General features: G+C 66.1%; 15 protein-coding genes and 1 riboswitch. Of the genes, 12 read left to right on the forward strand and 3 right to left on the reverse strand.

Annotated features, from left to right (window positions below):
- The first annotated feature begins 309 nt into the window (after positions 1–309).
- Positions 310–705: a hypothetical protein gene (locus SB4_RS20580; protein WP_193753728.1), complete on the forward strand. Its 396-nt coding sequence runs from the start codon at positions 310–312 to the stop codon at positions 703–705.
- Between the two features lie 271 nt (positions 706–976).
- Here the strand turns inward: SB4_RS20580 and SB4_RS03700 are convergent, their stop codons facing one another.
- Positions 977–2155, reverse strand: coding sequence for an acetyltransferase domain-containing protein (locus tag SB4_RS03700; RefSeq protein WP_206597982.1), 1179 nt, complete (start codon positions 2153–2155; stop codon positions 977–979).
- Positions 2156–2504: 349 nt separating this feature from the next.
- Between SB4_RS03700 and SB4_RS03705 the strand changes: the two genes are divergently transcribed.
- From SB4_RS03705 to SB4_RS18795, 6 genes are read left to right on the forward strand one after another with little or no spacing between them, the layout of a single operon-like run.
- Positions 2505–2825, forward strand: coding sequence for a hypothetical protein (locus SB4_RS03705; protein WP_241488463.1), 321 nt, complete (start codon positions 2505–2507; stop codon positions 2823–2825).
- Positions 2826–2866: 41 nt separating this feature from the next.
- The gene (locus tag SB4_RS03710; RefSeq protein ID WP_058751466.1) at positions 2867–3244 is read left to right on the forward strand and encodes a CsbD family protein; all 378 of its coding nucleotides are present in this window, start codon (positions 2867–2869) and stop codon (positions 3242–3244) included.
- Positions 3207–4763: a PAS domain S-box protein gene (locus tag SB4_RS03715; RefSeq protein WP_058751467.1), complete on the forward strand. Its 1557-nt coding sequence runs from the start codon at positions 3207–3209 to the stop codon at positions 4761–4763. The genes SB4_RS03710 and SB4_RS03715 overlap by 38 nt, the downstream gene beginning before the upstream one ends.
- Positions 4760–4942 (forward strand): hypothetical protein, encoded by a 183-nt coding sequence (locus tag SB4_RS03720; RefSeq protein WP_058751468.1) that lies wholly within the window; start codon positions 4760–4762, stop codon positions 4940–4942. Before SB4_RS03715 ends, SB4_RS03720 begins: the two co-directional genes overlap by 4 nt.
- A gap of 2 nt (positions 4943–4944) precedes the next feature.
- Positions 4945–5823, forward strand: a complete 879-nt coding sequence (locus SB4_RS03725) for a hypothetical protein (protein ID WP_058751469.1) — start codon at positions 4945–4947, stop codon at positions 5821–5823.
- Between the two features lie 59 nt (positions 5824–5882).
- Complete coding sequence (locus SB4_RS18795) at positions 5883–6029, forward strand: entericidin A/B family lipoprotein (protein ID WP_082669938.1); 147 nt, start codon at positions 5883–5885, stop codon at positions 6027–6029.
- Between the two features lie 80 nt (positions 6030–6109).
- Here the strand turns inward: SB4_RS18795 and SB4_RS03730 are convergent, their stop codons facing one another.
- On the reverse strand, positions 6110–6445 hold the full coding sequence (locus SB4_RS03730) for a hypothetical protein (protein WP_241488464.1): 336 nt from the start codon (positions 6443–6445) through the stop codon (positions 6110–6112).
- Between the two features lie 88 nt (positions 6446–6533).
- A riboswitch (cobalamin riboswitch) is annotated at positions 6534–6752 on the forward strand.
- Between the two features lie 180 nt (positions 6753–6932).
- Here SB4_RS03730 and SB4_RS03735 point away from each other — a divergent pair.
- From SB4_RS03735 to SB4_RS03755, 5 genes are all read left to right on the forward strand, one after another.
- Entirely contained in the window at positions 6933–9095 is a 2163-nt protein-coding gene (locus SB4_RS03735) for a TonB-dependent receptor (protein WP_058751486.1), read from the forward strand.
- Positions 9028–10509, forward strand: a complete 1482-nt coding sequence (locus SB4_RS03740) for a PepSY domain-containing protein (RefSeq protein WP_241488465.1) — start codon at positions 9028–9030, stop codon at positions 10507–10509. The genes SB4_RS03735 and SB4_RS03740 overlap by 68 nt, the downstream gene beginning before the upstream one ends.
- A gap of 53 nt (positions 10510–10562) precedes the next feature.
- Entirely contained in the window at positions 10563–11234 is a 672-nt protein-coding gene (locus tag SB4_RS03745; protein WP_007405605.1) for a glutathione S-transferase family protein, read from the forward strand.
- A complete protein-coding gene (locus tag SB4_RS03750) occupies positions 11221–11580 on the forward strand; it encodes a tRNA-binding protein (RefSeq protein WP_058751470.1) in 360 nt (119 codons plus the stop codon). Before SB4_RS03745 ends, SB4_RS03750 begins: the two co-directional genes overlap by 14 nt.
- A gap of 116 nt (positions 11581–11696) precedes the next feature.
- Positions 11697–12629, forward strand: coding sequence for an alpha/beta hydrolase (locus tag SB4_RS03755; RefSeq protein WP_058751471.1), 933 nt, complete (start codon positions 11697–11699; stop codon positions 12627–12629).
- Between the two features lie 144 nt (positions 12630–12773).
- On the opposite strand, the gene pepN is transcribed toward SB4_RS03755, so the two are convergent.
- A complete protein-coding gene (gene pepN, locus SB4_RS03760; protein ID WP_058751472.1) occupies positions 12774–15377 on the reverse strand; it encodes an aminopeptidase N in 2604 nt (867 codons plus the stop codon).
- Between the last annotated feature and the right edge of the window lie 124 nt (positions 15378–15501).

Below are 15501 nucleotides of genomic sequence, written 5' to 3' on the forward strand. Positions count from 1 at the left end.
ATCCTGCCCCCGCAACCATTCCCACACCCCACCGCAACCGCCCCGGAATCAACCGAGGCGGATTTTTGTGTTTGCCCCTCCTGGTTTAGCCTCGAGGGGCGCGGGCTTCCATCGTGTCACAGTCTAAACCTTTAGATGCCAAGACGGCGATTGGCACTCCGGCGGGTATCTCTACGTGGTATTCGAGCATCGCTGCTTCAATACCTGCGATGGCAATCATAGTTCGCGACAATCAGTATCTGATGATCGACAGCACCATCGTCCGCGTGCACCAGCAGGCGGCGCCCGAAGAAGGGGGGCAAGGATCAGGTGCTGCAGCTTTCCCGAGGCAGACTAACGACCAAGATTCACATGTCTGCCGAAACGTTCGGTCGGCCTTTGCGACTGCTCATCACAGCGGGGCAAGCCAGCGACATTGCCTCCGCCTCCAATCTGCTCGATGGCCCGCAGGCCGGGGCAGTGCCGGCGGCCAAAGTCGATGACGGCAACGATTTGCGTGACTGGATCGCAGGTATGAATGCCGCGGCGGTGATCTCGTCCCAGCGCCGCCGCAAGTTGCCATCCTCCATCATGTCGCCATCTAAAAGCATCGCAACCAGATCGAGCGATGCTTTAGCCGCCTCAAGCATTTCGGACGCTTCGCCACCCGCTACGATCGCCGCGTCATCCACTGCGAAAGCTTTCCCCATCTCGCCGGAGCCATGATCCGGCTACATTGACTGTCGATCCGGCTTAGCGGGTTGGAGATGCGGAGAGCATTCTTTCGGGGGAGCAAGAGGCCGTCCCGCGTAAAACCGTCCTGACCATCGGCTTGGCCAAGCATCTCATCGCTTTCCGTCAACGCCCGCCTTCCTTCGCGATGTGATCCGAGGGCAGGCACAGGAATGACCAAGGCGAAGTCATAAGTCGTCCGCGTTATCCTGCTGGGCGGAGACAGGTTGCCTCATTGGTCGCCCTCGTCCGCTCTGGACGCCATTCAAAAATATTTGAGCCAGCCAATATCCTTGCGCCGCTGCTTGAGCCCGGCGAACCAGCGCGTGGGAAAATAAAGCGGTACGATCAGCGCGATCCACAGCCCCCATATCCAGGGCATCGAGGGCAGGCCGAAGACCGTGCCATGATTGGTGCCCCAAAGGGCAAGGCCGAGCAGGTACAGGCCGCGCAGGATATAGAGGTGAAAGAGGTAGAAGAACATCGGTGCACCGCCGAAGACCGCCAGCCAGCCGATCGCCCGTGTGCCCTCCACCCGCTCGAACAGCGCCAGCAGCAACAGGCCCACGCCCAGCGTCGACATCAGGAACAGCAGGGACGGCGGGTATTTGGTCAGAGCCAAGGCGCTCATGATCGTAAGCAAAGGCGCGTCTGGGACCACGAACCAGGGGGCGTCGCCATAGATGTTGAGCGCGCGCAGCAGGATAAAACCGACGAGTAGCAGCGCGCCGGTCCGCACCAGCCGATTGCGCCGCGTGGCGCCATCGCCGCTGGCGAACCATGGCCCGACGGTCCAGCCCAGAGCGATCACGCCGAACCACGGCAGCACGGGATAGCTGAAGCGGACCGGAAATCCTTGGATCGTCACCATCGCGCGGTCATGCAGCAACGACCAGACGAGATGCAGCGGATGTCCTTCCGCTACAGTCACGGGATCGAGGAGATTATGTCCGGCGACGATGCCGATGCCGATCGCGGCGACCACCTTGTGCGGCAGGTGGATCAGCGTGGCGAGCACGATCATGCTCAGGCCGATCGCCCAGATGACCTGGAGATACAGGATCGTCGGTGGGAATTGCGCGCGCCAGACGAAATTGACGAGCGTCAGTTCGAGCAGGATCAGGAATGCGCCCCGCTTGAGGAGGAAGGCGCTGGTCTGGTTCCTGCTGTGCCTTTGCGAGTAGAGATAGGCGCTGAGCCCGGTCAGAGCGACGAAGACGGGAGCGCACAAGGTGCTGGTCAGGCGAGTGAAGAAATAAGCGGGATCGGTGGTCGTTGCGTCGACCGGATCGGCGACCGGCACCCAGAGCAGGAATGTCTCGCGCACATGGTCGAGCAGCATCAACAGCATGACGAAACCCCGCAGCGCATCGATGCTGGCCAGCCGCGTGCTGGCGCGAACGGTGGGCTTGGTCATGGACAGGGGACGGATGGGGGCCGTCATAATGCTCGCCATCAGGCGGGACTCCAAAGCTATCGGTAATGCGTCGGCCAGCCGACCGCAGCGCGGAAATGGCATGAAATAATATAACGTTCAACAAGGGATGGCGCTGAATGGCCATTGGTGATGTACGACCGGCGGAGCGCAAAGGGGGGTGCTTTTGCACCTGAATTTTGCCGATCATCCACCTACGTCGCCCGTCGGATGCCCGCATTTCCCAGGATTCCACGGCGGAATGGGTATAAGCCTACCTAGCATTGCGCGCAAAAATACCAGGAACAGCTTAACTTATCATAGGTTGTACCCGGCCAGATCGGTCGCATTTTCGCCGCCGGTCCTACGGGAGACACCGGTGGTCAAAATCGTCGCAAGCATCGGCATGGCTTTGGCGGCGGTCGCCTGCACGCCGCCTTCGACGCGCATCGCCACCGGACTGGAGCGCTATGGCTTGGACAGCCAGCGCTCGACCTGTGTTGGCCAGCGGCTGGAGCGCAACCTGTCGCTCGGCCAGTTGCAGCAGTTGGGCAATGCCGCCGCGGCGTATCGTCGCGACGACCCCAATCCGTCGCAGCTGACGGTTGGCGACCTGATCCGGGTCGCAGGCGAGATCAAGGACCCGCGCGTCGCGCTGGAGGTCGGCAAGGCCGCCGCCGGTTGCGGCGTCGCGCCCTGATCCCGCGATCGATCTTCTTTTTTTCCATTCGGAGACGAACGATGAACAAGCATGAACTGCACGGCAATGCGCGCCATCTGGGCGGCAAGGTGGAAAAGGCGATCGGCGACATGGTCGACAGCCGTGACTGGAAAGTGGCGGGTGTCACCGATCAGGTCGCGGGCAGCGCCGAGCATCTGTTCGGCCGCGCCCAGTCGGTTGCGGGCGAGGTCGCCGATGCGACCCCCAGCCTGATCGAGGAAGCACGCGAGCGGATCGGCGATGCCGCCGATCGTTCGCTCGCCGCCGCACGTCGCGGATCGGGCAAGGCCGCAGAGGCGGTTCGCGCCAACAACGGCAATAACGGCGTCGTCTGGGCGGTCGTCGCGGCGTTGGGCGGCTATGCTTTGGCCGCACTGGTCCACGGGCGCCAGAACTGAGGCACGCGCCTTGGCCCCCTCGCTTGCCTCTTTGCGGGATACCGTCGACCTCCGGCACTTGCGACAGATCGTCGCGGGGCTGGACGAGGGGGTGATCCTGATCGACCCCGACCAGAGCCTGCTCTGGGCGAACGACGCCGCGCTGACCATGCACGGGGTCGAGCGTCTGGAGCAGCTCGGCCGGACGGTCGACGAGTATCGGGGCCGATTCCAGCTGCGTTACCGCAACAACCATCGGTTGGAGGCCGATGACTATCCGGTCGAGCGGGTCGCGGCGGGCGAGCGCTTTTCCGAGGTCGTGGTCGAGGTGATTGTCGCGGGCGAGGCGCAGCCGCGCTGGGTCCATCAGGTGCGCAGCCTCGTACTCAACGACCGTGATGATGGTGAGCCGGCGTGCGTCGTCCTGGTCATCCAGGACGTCACCGCGCGCTATGAGGCTGAAGATCGGTTCGAGCAGTCGTTCAACGCCAACCCCGCACCCGCGATCATCTGTCGCCTGGCTGATCTGCGCTTCGTCAAGGTCAATCAGGGTTTTGTCGAGATGACGGGCTTCCCGCGTGATCAGGTGCTGTGCCGCACCGTCTATGACATCGACGTGCTGCGCGGGGCCGAGCGGCAGGAACTGGCCAAGGAACGGCTGGCGGAAGGGCGAACCATTCCGCAGATGGAGGCAGAGCTGGCGTTGCCCGGTGGCGGGACCAAGTTGGTCATCGTGGCAGGACAGCCGATCGACATGGGGGATCAGCCCTGCATGTTGTTCACCTTCGCCGATCTGGAGCCACGTCGGAAGGCGGAGTCCGCGCTGCGCCATAGCGAAGAGCGATTCACCCGCACCTTCCAGATGGCGCCGGTGCCGATGGCGATCGGCGCGCGCGACGGGCATGTGCTGTGCGAGGTCAATGCGAGCTTCGCCGCGCTGACCGGCTATGGCACTGCCGAGATCATCGGCCGTTCGCTGGCCGATGTCGGGCTATGGGCCAGCGATGCCACGCGGAGCGAGATCGAGGCGGCGATCGACGAGGGGCGCGACCTGCGCGGCTTCGAGGCGCGGATCGTCGCCAAGGACGGCGGCCTGAGCGACTGTCTGGTGTCGACCGAACTCATTACGCTGGGCGACGATGCCTGTGTGCTGTGGGCGTTCCAGGACATCACCCAGCGCAAGGCCACCGAGCTGGAGCTGGTCGAGGCGATCGATGCGGTGATGAAGGACACCAGCTGGTTCAGCCGGTCGATCATGGACAAGCTGGCCCGGCTGCGCGCGCCGAAGGCGGAGCCGGACGGCGCGGGACTGGACGACCTCACCGCGCGCGAGCGCGAGGTGCTGGGTCTGATCTGTCGCGGGCTGGACGACAAGAGCATCGCCCGGGCGCTGGGCGTGTCGGGCAACACCGTGCGCAATCATGTCGCGCGGATCTACGCCAAGATCGGTGTGAACCGGCGCACCGCTGCTGCCGCCTGGGCCCATGCCCGTGGCTTTGACGGCGAGGGCGTGCTGGGCCGCCGGGAGGTCGCTGCATGAATGACAAGACATCCAAGGTTCCGGTCGATCGCGTCCGCCGCGCCCAGGGCGCCGCGCGCGAGACGATTGGCAAGCTGATCGGCGACGACGCCGAGATTCGTCAGGGGCGAAAACAACAGGAGGCGGCCGGTCGCAAGACCTCGACCGAGCCCGCCCGGACATCGAAAGAACAGGAGTGAATATGGCTACGCATGCAACGCACGGCTACGTGCCCGAAGAGACCGCGATCATCCGCGCCGGTCGCCGGATTTCGTGGGGCGCGATCTTTGCCGGTGTGGTGATCGCGGTCGCGGTCCAGCTGGTGATGGGCATCCTTGGCACCGGCATCGGCCTGTCGATGGTCGACCCGGTTCAGGGGTCGACGCCGGGCGCGACGGGCTTTGGCATCGGTGCGGGCCTCTATTGGCTGATCACCACGGTGGTAGCGCTGGGCGCGGGTGGCTATGCGGCCGCGCGCGTGTCGGGGGTGACGGAGAAGTTCGACGCGCTGGTCCACGGCCTGGTCGTGTGGGGCGTCACGCTGATCCTGACGCTGTATCTGCTGACCTCGGCGGTCGGCGGCATCATCGGCGGCGCATTCCGCACGGTCGGCGCGGTGGCGGGTGCCGCCGGTTCGACTGTCGGGGCTGCGGCCCCGCGCGTCGCACAGGTTGCGGGTGTCGACCAGAACGATATCCAGCAGGAAGCGGCCAAGTATCTGACCGAAACCCCCGCCGACCCGGCGCAGATGACGCCCGAGCAGGCGCAGAAGGAAATCGCCAAGCAGCTGCCCGCCATGGCGCGCGGTGGCGCGGACGGCGTGAAGGCTGAATCGCGGGTGGTCGATATCGTCGCGGCCCAGCGCAAGATCAGCCGCGACCAAGCCCAGGCCCAGGTCAATCAGGCCAAGGCCGATTTCGTGAAGACCAAGAACGAAACCGTCCAGACCGCCAAGTCGGCCGCCGATGCCGCCGCCGGGGCCGGGGCCAAGACCTCGTTCATCCTGGTGCTCGCGCTGCTGGTCGGCGCCGGTGCCTCCGCCTTTGGCGCAACGGCGGCCAGCCGCCGTCGTCTGCGCTGAGTACCCGCGGCGGGTCGGCGTATCGGGCCCGCCGCACCCCCTTTTTCGAGGAGATCGTCATGACCAAGAAGATCGCTTTGGGTGCCACCCTGTTCGCCGTCCTGACCCTGTCGGCCTGCAACACCGTGAACGGCGCGGGCCGCGACCTGCGCTCGGCCGGGTCCGCGATTTCGGACGCTTCGGGCGAGAACAAGCCGAAGAAGTAAGGCCGCGATATTCCTCCCCGGAACGGGGAGGGGGACCATGCGAAGCATGGTGGAGGGGGCGTGCCGCCAGGTACGTCCCCTTACCGAATCCCCCCTCCACCCCCGCTTCGCGGCGGTCCCTCTCCCCGTACCGGGGAGGATCTTGGTTTATCCGGCGGTGCATCCGCCTCGACCAGTTCGACGATCTCGAATTGGTATCCGATCCAGCCGCGCTGCCGCACCGCTTCTGCCATGGCGGCATCGTTCGCCACCGCGGCCTTGCGTGACTTGGCATGGCCCCAGAAGACTTCGGTCTTACCACCGCCCAGATCGGCGACGATCCGCCAATAATGGGTGAAGGGCTGTGACGTGGGGCCGATCGTCTTCACATAGCCGTCAGGCATCGTTGCGATCAGATAGCGGTTCCTGCGTGCCATCGGCCCTCCATAGCGCAAGCCTGCCGCGACCTCATCTCGCTTGACGCACGCCATGGCGACGGCCTAGCGATACGAGGCCGGAATGATCCGGTGATATGATCGCGCCGGTTCCCCCGACAAGGGGGATTAAAAGGGAACACGGTGAGGGCCTTGGCCCGAATCCGCGGCTGTCCCTGCAACTGTAAGCGGTGAGCGGCGATGCACGGACCGACCGTCTGGTCGATCCAGCCACTGGGGCAACCTGGGAAGGCGCATTCGTCCGCGATGACCCGTGAGCCAGGAGACCTGCCGGCGTCAGGTCGCTCATGCCCGGTCCAGGGGATGGTCGAGGCTAGGTCTGTTCCGACGAGCGACGCCATAAGTGGCGGAGGCGCATGGGTGGCCCTGTGGAATGCGGAAAATGGCGTGCCGCACGCAGGGCATCCGGCCGTTCGGCAACGATCGGAAGGCCTCGGCTTGTTCGCGACAAGACGCTATGGGCAATGAAATGATATATCGTAACCGATTCGGGCAGGTCCAACTCGGCCTGTGGAGTGGCGCGGCGCTTCTGCTGGGGGCAACCGACGCGAGGGCGCAAAGGGCTGGGGAGCAGGGCGGCGACGCCACCGTGCTGGTCATCGGCACGCGGGAGAAACAGGCGCTCGACACGCCCAATGCCACCGGCAGCCGGTTGGGCCTGACCCCGCTGGAGACGCCCGCGAGCATCGCCTCGCTGGATGGCGGGACGATCCGCGCCCGCGGCGACCTGTCGATCGTCGAGGCGGAGACGCGCGCGCCCGGCCTGTCGAGCGTCGCCAATCCGGGCAATGGCGGTACGGCGCTCGCCGCGCGCGGCTTTTCGGGGCAGGGATCGGTGCTGCAGCTGATCGACGGCGTTCGGCTGTTCCCGGCGGCGGGGACCATCACCTTTCCGACCGATCCCTGGATGGTCGAGCGGATCGACGTGCTGGGCGGACCCGCCTCGGTTCTCTATGGGCAGGGCGCGCTGGGCGGCGCGGTCAATGTCGTGATGCGCGCGCCCACCGCGCAGGCCCATGGCCAGGCCGAGATCGGCTATGGCGGGCAAAACAGTGTCCGTGCCGCCGCCGGGCTGGGCGGGCCGCTGACCCCGACACTGGGTTACCGGGTGGATGCCAGCTATCGCCGGTCGGACGGCTATGTCGACCGGGGGAGTTCGGACAGCGTCGCGCTGTCGGGCACGCTGCGCTGGACGCCGTCCTCGACGCTGGCGGTGACGGTGCGCGGCGATCATGGTGACCAGCGACCCATGGCGTACTTCGGCACACCGCTGATCGACGGGCGGCTCGACCTGAGGGTGCGGGATCGCAACTATAATGTCGGCGATGGGCGGATGCGCTTCCGCGACGACCGCGCCTCGATCCGGGTCGACTGGACGCCGAGCAATGCGGTCAGCCTGTCCAACATCGCCTATGTGCTGACCAGCGACCGGTTCTGGCGCAATCTGGAGAATTATTGCTGGGTTGCTGCGAGCGGCGTCTGCGCGAACGGATCGACGGGCATGCCCGGCACCATTAGGCGGAGCAGCAATTACGGCATCCGCCACGACCTGACCCAATGGGGCGATCAGGCTAGCGTGACGTGGCGCACGGGACTCGCGCCGGGCATCGCCAATGCGCTGGTCGTCGGCTTGGACGCCAATCTGGTCCGCTTCACCCATGAGAATGACTTCGGCTCGGTCGAACAGGTCGATGCGGTCGATCCCTTCGCCTTCGATCCCGGCCGCTTCCTCGACACTCAGGGAATCGCCCCGCGCTATCGCACTCGCACCACCGCGCTGGCGGTGTTTGCCGAGGATCGGGTGACGCTCGGCCCGAAATGGTCGGTGGTCGGCGGCGTCCGATACGAGGTGGACACCGTTCGCCGCTGGACCGTCGCCACGCCCGACCGCTTCGTGCTGGAAAAGACGTTCCGCAATGCGACGTGGCGCGCGGGGCTGGTCTATCAGCCGGTGCCGACCCTGTCGCTTTATGCGCAATATGCCACGGGCGTCGATCCGCTGGGCACGCTGACCACCGTGTCGACCGGGCAGGTCCAGTATAGCAACGCGCGCGGCCATCAGGTCGAGGCGGGGGCCAAGTGGCTGTTCGCGAACGGACATGGCACCGCGACGCTGGCGGCCTATCGCATCGTCAAGACGGGGCTGCTCGCCCAACGCACCCTGGCGAGCCCCGTCGAGCAGGTCGGCCAGCGCTCGTCGCAAGGCGTCGAGGCGGCGGTGACGCTCGATCTGCCGCAGGGCTTCGGGATCGACGCCAACGGCACGTTGCTGGATGCGCGGTTCGACGATTTCCGCTCTGGCGGCGTGGATTATACAGGCCGCACCCCGCCCAACGTACCGGAGGCGCTGGCCAATCTCTGGCTGCGCTGGGATGCCTCGGCGAAATTGCAGGCGCGCGCCGGGCTGCGTTATGTCGGGCGGCGCTTCTCCGATAATGGCGGTGCGTTTCGCATCCCGGGTTATGCGACGGTGGACACGACCTTGTCCTATGCGCTGACGCCGCATCTGGCGGTCGATGTCCGTGTCTATAACCTGTTCGACAAGGCCTATGCGGTCACGACGTATGGCGACCAGCAATGGATATTGGGTCGCCCGCGTGCGCTGGATGTGGCGCTTCGTGCCGGGTTCTGACCGATCCTGGGGGAAGGCGGGCTTACGGCTTGCCTTCCTCGCCCATCGCTGGGTCGGGATCGTCACCTGCCTGTTCCTGGCGATGTGGTTCGCGAGCGGGCTGGTGATGCTGTACGTGCCCTACCCGTCGTTAAAACCGGCGGAGAGATGGGCGGGGGCGCAACCGATCGACTGGGCGCGGGTGCGCCACGCGCCCGTGGCGCCGGACGCCCGGCGGATCACGCTGGAGATGCGTGACGCCGCGCCGGTCTGGCGGATCGAAAGTCGTGATGGCGACACCCGCATCCTGTCGGCTGAGGGCGGAGCGGTCGCCCCCGTTGATGCCGCGCTGGCCACACGCGTCGCCACGCGGTTTGCGGGGCCCGTAAGCCAGGTCGAGCGGATCGCCGACGACCAATGGACGGTGGCTGGCGGGTTCGACCGGCATCGTCCCTTGTGGAAGGTCGCGCTGGCCGATGCGGCGGGGACCGAACTCTACATCTCCAGCCAGACCGGCCAGCCGGTGCAGCGGACGACGCGGGGCCAGCGGTTCTGGAACTGGCTCGGCTCGGTACCCCACTGGATCTACCCGACGATTCTGCGTCGGGATCGTGAGGCTTGGCGGCAGGCGGTGATGTGGGTGGCGGGCCCGTGCATCGCGGTGGCGCTGACGGGTCTGTGGATCGGAATATTACGGCTTAGGGCGGGGAGGCGGCGCTATCGCGGCGGGCGGATGACGCCCTATCGCGGATGGATGCTCTGGCATCATGTCAGCGGGCTGGCGGGCGGCGTGATGCTGACGACCTGGATCGTCAGCGGCTGGCTGTCGGTCGATCCGGGGCATGCTTTTGCCGGGGGCGAGGCTCCGGCGACGGCAATGCGGGAGTATGCGGGGAGGGCAGGGGAGCCGCGCGATCTCGACCGGCTGGCCCGGATCGCGCCCTATGCCCGCAGCGTCGAGTGGAGCGGGGACGCCGGGTTCGCCCGGATCGCGATCGACCGCACCTCGCCGCATCCGCTTTGGCTGGAGCAGGCGACGCTGGCCCCCGCCCAGGCCGCCGATCCGTTGCGCGCGGCGATACTGGTGCCGGACGGACGGCGGGTGGCGCGGGAATGGCTGGCGCGGCCCGATTTCTACTGGACCGATGCGACACGGATGCCCCTCTGGCGATTGCGGTTCGACGATGCCGCGGCGACCTGGCTCTATGTCGATCCGATGAGCGGTGCGCTGATCGAGCGGCAGGACCGTACCCGGCGCGCCTATCGCTGGGTCTATACGCTGCTCCACACCTGGGATTGGCCGTGGCTGACCGCGCATTTTTGGGTCTGGACCGGCTGGATGTGGCTTTGGTCGCTGGCCGGTCTGGTGCTGTCGATCAGCGGTGTCGTGCTCGGATGGCGCCGGTTGCGCCGCCCTGCGCGTCGTAAGGGGTGAAAACATTGTCGGCGGGGTTGGCGTCGTGCGTTCCGCCCGCTTAAGTGGGCGGCATGTGGCAACTCTACCAATTCCCGCTCTGTCCCTTTTCCCGCAAGGTCCGGCTGCTGCTGGGCGAGAAGGGTGTCGGATATGAATTGGTGCGCGAGTCGCCGTGGCAGCGGCGTGACGAGTTTCTCGACATGAACCCCGCCGGCCAGACCCCGGTGATGGTCGATGAGGAGCGCGGCGTGCTGCTGGTCGACTCGATGGCGATCAGCGAGTTTTTCGAGGAGACGGTCGAAAAGTCGGCGATGATCAACGGCACCGCCGTCGGTCGCGCCGAAATCCGGCGGCTGGTGACGTGGTTCGACACGCATTTCTATCAGGACGTGACCGGCCCCTTGCTCCACGAGCGCATGGTCAAGCGCGTCGCGCGTACCGGCAGCCCCGATGCCAAGGGCCTGCGCGAGGCGATGAAGGCGGCGGTCGGCCATCTCGACTATACCGATTATCTGCTCGACCATCGCAACTGGCTGGGCGGGGCGACGATGAGTCTGGCCGATCTGGCGGCGGCGGCGCAGATTTCGGTCGCCGATTATCTCGGTGGTATCGACTGGAAGGGGCATGAGCAGACCGCGCGCTGGTATCGCGGACTGAAGAGCCGCCCCTCCTTCCGCCCTCTGCTGTCCGAGCGGATGGAGATGGTCACGCCGCCGTCGCATTACGACAATGTCGACTTCTGACGCCCCCGCCGAGCGGATCGGGATCGAGGATTTCCTGGCGGTCGATATCCGCGTCGGCACCGTCATCGCCGCCGAGCCTTTCCCCGAAGCGCGCAAGCCCGCGATCAAGCTGACCATCGATTTCGGCGAGGTCATCGGGGTCAAGCGCTCCTCGGCGCAGATCACCCGGCATTATACGCCCAAGACGCTGGTCGGGCGACAGGTGGCGGCGGTGGTCAATTTTCCACCGCGCCAGATCGGGCCGATGATGTCCGAGGTGCTGACGCTGGGCTTTCCCGATGCGGAGGGGCAGGTGGTGCTGATCGCACCCGACCTGGCCGTGCCGAATGGCGGGCGGTTATTCTGAGATTCTCTTGGGCCTTCTGTCTGTTAGCCTTACCATTTTTGCTTGCGTCGGTCACCGCAAGGCGTACCATCCTGCTCCAATCGTAGGGACATAACCCACGGAGGACAGGAGAGGATATGACGTCCAATCGCTGGGCCAGCCATGCGCTGGCCGCCTTGCTAGCGCTCTCGGTAGCCGGACCCGCCATGGCGCAGGCCGACAAGATGGCGCCGATCGCCATACCCGCGCAGCCGAATGCCATCCCGCTAAACACCGGTCCCTTGCCGGGTGCGACCAACAAGGAAAGCTGGCACAGCCAATATAACAGCGTCTTCGCGCGCAACGTGACCGAAGCCACGCTGACGCCGTTCCTGCCCGACCCCGCCAAGGCGACCGGAACCGCCGTCATCGTCGCGCCGGGCGGTGGCTTTCGCACCCTGTCGATGCAGAATGAGGGCTGGGACGTGGCCAAGGCGCTGGCCGATCGCGGGATCGCGGCATTCGTGCTCAAATACCGGCTGAACCAGACGCCCGCCGATATGGGCGCGTTCGAAAAGTCGATGACTGCGATGTTCTCCAGCGTGGCGCGCCCCGCTGCGCGACCCGATCCGGCGGCGGCGTTGAAGGGCCTCGCGCCGCAGATCGGCGATGCCCGTGCCGCCTTCGCGCTGGTCCGCCAGCGGGCGGGGCAGTGGAAGGTCGACCCGAACCGCATCGGCATGGTCGGTTTTTCGGCGGGTGCGATGCTGACCGTGGCGACCGTGCTCGACGGGCAGGCCAAGCCCGCCTTTATCGGCGATATCTATGGCCCGCTTCAGCCGATGACGGTGCCCGCCGACGCACCGCCGATGTTCGCGGCCATCGCGGCCGACGATCCGCTGTTCGCGGGGAAAGGCTTCGGACTGATCGACCAGTGGATGGCCGCGAAGAAGCCGGTCGAGTTCCACCTGTACGGGCGCGGCGGCCACGGCTTCGGCATGTATCCGAAGGCGACGACCAGCACCGGCTGGTTCGATGCCTTTTACCGCTGGATCGCGATGGAAGGGTTTTTAAAGGCCAAGGCCCCGTAACATTCCTCCCCTGTAAGGGGAGGTGGCATGGCGAAGCCATGACGGAGGGGTGTCCCGGTTGGAGAGGAAAGACCGACCTCGCACATGGTGATACCCCTCCACCAGCTTCGCTGGTCCCCCACCCCTTGCAGGGGAGGAATAGGGCTATTCGATGCTCTTGGACGCCTGCTCGAACAGGTCCTTGGACAGGCCGGGCGTGCCGACGATGCGGATCAGCTCGGCGCACATCAGCTTGGAGCGCTTCGGATCGAACCGACGCCAGCGACCCAGCGGCGGCAGCAGCTTGGCGGCCGTCTGCGGGTTCAGCCGGTCGAGCGCGATCAACTGGTCGGCCAGAAAGCGATAGCCCGAACCATCGGCCGCGTTGAACGCGCGCTGGTTCATCCCGAACGCCCCCAGAACCGCACGGGCGCGGTTGGGATTGGCCAGGGTGAAGTCGGGATGCTCGGCCAGCTTCGCGACCGCCGCGCCGGTATCGCCGCGCGACGACAGCGCCTGGGTCTGAAACCACTTGTCCAGAACCAACGGATTGTCGGCATAACGCGCGTGGAAGCGGGCCAGCGCCTCCTCCCGCTCGGGCGCGTCCGAATTGACCAGCGTGGTCAGCGCCGCCTGTCGGTCGGTCATGTTGTCAGCCGTCTCGAACTGCGCAAAGGCCAGCGCGGCGGCGTCGGGCGCGCCGCTGGCGGCGATATAGCCCAGCGCCACGTTGCGCAGGCGGCGTCGTCCCTTGGCATCGGGCGAATAGACATAGGCCTCTTGTGCCATCTCGGCATAGAGCCGCCGCCACACCGGCTCCAGCGCATGGCCCAGCCGCTGGCGCAATGCCTCGCGCGCGACATGGATGGCGTCCGGGTCGACCGTCACCAACTGGTCGCCGATAAAATTCTCCGACGGCAGCAGTACGGCTTCGGCGAGGAAGGCGGGCTCCAGCCCCTCGGCCTCCAGCGTGCGGGCGACCGCATCGATCACCGCATCGGCATTCATCTCGCCATGCAGTGTGCCCGCGACCAGCGTGTCGAGCATCAGCTGCTGCATCGCCTCGTACCGGGCGAAGGGATCGTCGTCATGCGCCGACAGGAAAGCGAGGTCCTGCGCCGTGCGGTCGCTTTCGACCACGATGGGGGCGGAAAAGCCGCGATTGATCGACAGGACGGGGCGCTCGGTAATGGCCTCGAAGGTGATCGTCTCGGCCACCTGGTCGAGCAGCACCAGCCGCTCCTCGGTCAGCGGCCGGCCGGTCTCCGCCCCGAACAAGCGGACCTTCAGGGGAAGGAGCATCGGCTGCTTGACGCTTTGGCCCGGCGTGGCGGGGACATGCTGGGCCAGGCGCAGTTCGGCACGGCCGCCGCCGGGCTCGTGGCTCAGGCCCGCCGAGACGCGCGGCGTGCCCGCTTGGCTATACCACAGGCGGAATTGCGACAGGTCGATCCCGCCCGCCTCCTCCATGCAGGCGACGAAATCCTCGCAGGTCGCCGCCGTCCCGTCGAACCGGTCGAAATACAGGTCGGTGGCGGCGCGAAACTTCACCGGGCCCAGCATCGTCGCCATCATGCGGATCAGCTCGGCACCCTTGTTATAGATGGTCGCCGTGTAGAAATTGCTGATCTCGATATAGCTTTCCGGGCGCACCGGATGGGCGAGCGGCCCCGAATCCTCGGGGAATTGGCTGGCGCGCAGGCCGCGTACATCCTCGATCCGCTTGACCGCGGCCGATCCCTGGTCGGCGGAGAAACACTGGTCGCGATAGACGGTGAAGCCTTCCTTGAGGCTCAGCTGGAACCAGTCGCGACAGGTGATCCGATTGCCCGACCAGTTGTGGAAATATTCATGCGCGACGACGGCGGCGATCGCGTCGTAATCATAATCGGTCGCGGTGTCGGGGTCGGCCAGGATGTAGCGGCTGTTGAAGATGTTCAGCCCCTTATTCTCCATCGCGCCGAAGTTGAAATCGTCGACCGCGACGATGTTGAACACGTCCAGGTCATATTCACGGCCATAGACCCGCTCGTCCCACGCCATGGACAGCTTGAGCGCGTGGAGCGCATGGTCGGTCTTTGCGATATCGGCGGCGCGCACCCAGATGCCGAGTTGCACCTCGCGCCCGCTCATCGTCGTGAAGGTCGAGGCGTTGACCGCCAGATCGCCCGCTACCAGCGCAAAGAGATAGGACGGCTTGGGGAAGGGGTCGTGCCATTCGGCCCAGTGGGTGCCGTCGTCATTATCGCCGCTGGCCACCGGATCGCCATTGGCGAGGAGCACCGGGAAACGCGCCTTGTCCGCCGTCATCCGCACCCGGTAGACGCTCAGCACATCGGGCCGGTCGGGGAAGAAGGTGATGCGGCGGAACCCCTCCGCCTCGCACTGGGTGCACAGATTGCCGCCCGAGGCGTAGAGGCCCATCAGCTGGGTATTGCGGTCGGGGGCGATCACGACCTCGGTCTCCACCAGATGCGCCTCGCCGGGCAGCGCGATGACCAGCTGTTCGCCCTCGATCCGCCAGTCCTGGAACGGCGCGCCGTCGACCTTGACCGACAGCGGCGTCTGCCCGGCACCGTCCAGCCGCAGCGGCTCGTCATGCGGGCTGTGCCGCTCGACGCTCAGCGCGGCGCGCACGCGGGTGTCGGACGGGTCGAGCGTGAAGTCGAGCGATACCTGCGGCACGGCCCAGGCGGGCGGGCTGTAATCCTCGCGCCGGATAGCGGCAGGGGTCATGCTGGGCTGGGCGGCGCTGCGCTGAATGTCCATGACGGGACTATAGCCCGTCCGGCCATCCCAGGCCCATGAAAAACGACGCGGGCGGGTGAAGGGCGGGGTTGATCGCAGGTCGGGGCGTGATACCTCTATGTCACACCATCTCCTCGAAAGGTCC

It is taken from the genome of Sphingomonas sanguinis (assembly GCF_001476905.1).
Lineage (GTDB): Bacteria > Pseudomonadota > Alphaproteobacteria > Sphingomonadales > Sphingomonadaceae > Sphingomonas > Sphingomonas sanguinis_B.